This is a genomic window from Alloiococcus otitis ATCC 51267 (assembly GCF_000315445.1).
Classification (GTDB): Bacteria; Bacillota; Bacilli; order Lactobacillales; family Carnobacteriaceae_A; genus Alloiococcus; species Alloiococcus otitis.
The window spans coordinates 188,705-193,004 of the sequence record NZ_JH992958.1 but is presented as its reverse complement, the minus strand read 5'-3'; the positions used below and the strand labels follow the sequence as shown (position 1 = coordinate 193,004).

Below are 4,300 nucleotides of genomic sequence, written 5' to 3'. Positions count from 1 at the left end.
ACTGGAGAAGTCACTTATGAAGAAACTAACCGAACCTTCGTGAAAGACGGTCAAGACGGTGACGATGGTGAAGATGGAGCCGACGGCAAGGACGGTAACTACGTTCGAGTCGTTGACAACGGCAATGGCACTTACACCATTATTACCCACGATGGCGCAACTGATACTCCAATTAGCAGTGTAACTGTCCGTGACGGTCAATCCATCACTGCAAGCACTCAACCTGGTGAACTGGGTGGCAGAACCGGTGTATGGATTATCATTAAAGATCGCAACACAGGTGCTGAGCTTGATCGAACCTTTGTTGCAAATGGCGAAGACGGTCAATCAATTACCGCAAATGTTGAATCAGGTGTTGTTAACGAACGTCCAGGCACATGGGTTATTATTCGAGACCGTGAAACTGGTCAAGAACTTGATCGAAACTTCATCTATGATGGTCAATCTATTATTGCTTCAGTCGAACCAGGTACACTAGGTGATCGACCAGGTACATGGGTTATCATTAAAGATCGTCATACTGGTGATGAGATAGATCGAAACTTCATTTACAACGGTCAAAATGGCGAAGACGGTCAATCTATTACGGCAAATGTTGAACCAGGCGTCTTCAACGGTCGTCCAGGCACATGGGTCATTATTAGAGACCGCGATACCAACCAAGAAATAGACCGTAACTTCATTTTTGACGGCCAAAATGGTAAGGACGGTAATTACGTTCAAGTTGTAGAAAATGACGATGGCACTTACACCATTATCACCCTTGACGGGGAAACCGATGAGCCAATCAATAGTGTTGTCGTTCATGATGGCGACAAGGGTGAGCCAGGTCGCGATGGTAACTATGTTGAATTAGTTGCCAATGATGATGGAACTTACACTATCATTAACCGCGATGGTGAAACTCATGAGGAACTAAGCCGTGCGACTATTCGAGATGGTGAGAATGGTAAAGATGGTAACTATGTACAAGTGATTGACAATGGTGACGGAAGCTACACCATTTTCACCCGCGATGGTGAAAATGATGCACTAATCAATAGCGTCACCGTTAGCGACGGCGAAAAAGGTGAGAAAGGTGACAAGGGTGACCCAGGCCGCGATGGTCGTTCCATTACCGCACAAGTTGAACGTGGTGAACAAAATGGTCGACCAGGCACATGGATTAACATTTATGAAGTGAATCCAGTTGGTAGCCTTGGCTCATTAATTGATCGAGAGTTCGTTTTTGACGGAAAAGACGGGCAAGCACCAACCATCCGAACTGAGCCAATCAAAGATCGAGATGGAAATGAACTTGGCATTCAAGTGATTGTCACAGGACCTAATGGGGAACACATCTCTACCGACACTATTTTCCACGGACGAGATGGACAAGATGGTGACTCAGTCAAAGTTCGTGATAACCAAGATGGCAGCTACACCATTATCGCTGTTGGTGGTGACGGCAGTGAAGAAGTCGTTGGAACCATTCGAAATGGTAAAGACGGCGAAAAGGGTGAGAAAGGCGACAAAGGTGACAAGGGTGAACCAGGTCGCGATGGTCAAGACGGTTCAAATGCTGGTAACATCATTATTGATAACACCAACATCAACACCAATGAAAATGGCGACATTGTCATTACCATTGAAGGCCAAGACCCAGTCGTCATTCCGAACCCAGATAAGCTTGCCAACCCAATCCAAAACATGCGAATTGATGACCAAGGCAACTTAATTGTTGAACTGACAGATGGCCGAACCATTAATGCTGGCTATGCTCGAGGCCCTCAAGGCGAGCCAGGAAAAGATGGTAAGTCGCCGATTATTTCCACTCGGGAAGTCAGCGAAGGGATCGAGATCACTGTCACCAACCCAGATGGCAGCCAACACTCTCACATTGTTCGTCACGGTGAAGATGGCCAAGCCGCTCGCATCATTTCAACTTTTAAAGATGAACACGGCAACACCCGTCTGATCTTTAACGATGGAACTGAAGTAGTCATTTCTGGTTACGAAAACGGTGAGAAAGATCCAAATACCGGCGATATTATTAATGTCAACCTCACCATTAATGTCGTTAAGGAAGGTTCAACTGACCAGCCAAGTCGTGTCTTGACACAAGCCAATATCGACAACCGAGGCCACTTGATCCTCACTTACTCAAATGGAGAGACCGAAGACCTCGGTAAGGTAACTGCTTCTACTGACCGAACTGTCGTTACTGCTTTAGTCAACAGTGATAACGAATTGATTCTGGTCTACAGTGATGGTAGCACCCAGAATGCAGGTCAGATTGACATTAAAGAAGGCCCACGAGGCAAATCTGCCTACGAATTATGGCTCGAAGCTGGTAATACTGGTAGCCTTCAAGACTTCCTTGATTCCTTGAAAGGTGAAGACGGTCAAGACGGCAAAGATGCTGAAGTTGGTAAAGTCGTTCAATCCGTTGACATTAACCTCGATGGCGACTTAGTGATTAATTACACTGACAATTCTCAGCAAATCATCCACAACTACCCATCTAGCCAAGATCCATCTGCTAATGGTATTAAAGATGCTCGTGTTGATGCGAACGGTGACTTGATTATCACCTTAGACGACGGTAGCCAAATTAATGCCGGCAATGTTCGCGGACCTCAAGGTGAACCAGGTGCTGACGGTCGAGGCATCGCCAACATCCGAATCGAAAATAACAACCTAGTCGTCGTTTACACCGATTTCTCTGTCGATATCATCGGCCAATTGACCCCAAGTCAACCAGGTGATAACCAACCAGGTGAGACTCCAGGTCAAGAAGAGCCAGGTGGATCAGACGGAGACACTGACAAACCTGACGATAAACCAGGTCAAGATAAGCCAAGTGAACCAGGTGATGGTACCGGCCAACCGGACGACAAACCAGGTCAAGAGGACCCAGGTGAACCCGACAGTGACCCTGAAGAACCTGGAAAACCAAATGGTGATCAACCGGACGATGACGAACCTGGACAAACTCCAGGGGACGGTTCTGATGACACTGGCGACAAACCAGGAACTGATCAACCAGGTGAAACTCCAGGTCAATCAGACGGTGACAACACTGACGAGCCAGGTCAAGACAAACCAGGCTTACCAGATGGAGACAACACCAATAAACCTGGTCAACCGGGCGATGACCAATCAGGTCAAATCCCAGGAGACGGTTCCGATAACTCTGGTGATAAACCAGGTGAATCTGACGATGTTCCAGTAGCACCAGGCCAACCTGGGGATGACACTGATCAATCTGGTAATGACGATCCTGGACAAACTCAAGGAGACGGTTCTGATGACACTGGCGACAAACCAGGAACTGATCAACCAGGTGAAACTCCAGATCAATCAGATGGTGACAACACTGACGAGCCAGGTCAAGACAAACCAGGCTTACCAGATGGTGATCAACCAGATGTGGACACCGACAAGCCAGGTCAACCGGACGCTGATCAACCAGGCGAATCTGACGGAGACACTGACAAACCTGGAACAAGTCCTGAAGTACCTGAACAACCGGGTCAAACTCCAGGTGAAACTGACCAACCTGGAGACCAGCCGGCAGCCCAATCAAGTCAACCAACTGACGGTCAAGACCAAACTAAACCAGTTTCAGGTAGCGACCGCAACCAGTCAGATGAAGAATTGACTTACACCCGTTCTGGTTTCCCTGGAACTCAAGGCAGCAAAGACTTTAGCTTTGTTCAAGACCCAGAAGATGCAACTCCTTCTGACAACTTGACCAAAGATGAAGGCCAACGTCTGCCAGACACAGCAAGTCTAACTTGGGTCTTAGGTCTAATTGGCGCAAGCTCCTTAATGGGAGGATCTGCCCTAGCCCTCAAAGACCGCAAGCGAAAATAATAGTCAGTCATTAACTTAGTTAATGAGTCTGAACCAGAGAGCTTCCCAGCTAGCAATAGCTGGGAAGCTTTTTGCTATACATAAAAGACTGGTCAAAATAGACTTTCTCTATATGACGAGCTATTTTCAAAAGTTGAAACTGGACAATAAATCAGAATAGGGAGGTTTTGCAGTTGAAACTGGACAATAAATCGAAATAAGGTATTTTCAAAGTTGAAAAGCGACAATGGGACGGCCATTCGGTACTTTGAGAGTTGAAAAGCGACAATGGGACGGCCATTCGGTACTTTGAGAGTTGAAAAGCGACAATGGGACAGCCATAAGTTACTTTCGAGTCAAGTCTCAAACTCTGTGTAGGTTAGTCTAGTATTGAGAACTGAGTTGCAATGAGTCAGTTCTGGAGCAATAACGCGACAATTGCTGAGCAATAAAGGAGTTCTGG

1 protein-coding gene is annotated in these 4,300 nt (G+C 46.7%); it reads left to right on the top strand.

The features are described from left to right. On the top strand, positions 1–3,858 hold a 3,858-nt coding region (locus tag HMPREF9698_RS03470), incomplete at its 5' end, for a collagen-flanked surface repeat-containing protein (protein ID WP_003777355.1). Positions 3,859–4,300: the final 442 nt, after the last annotated feature.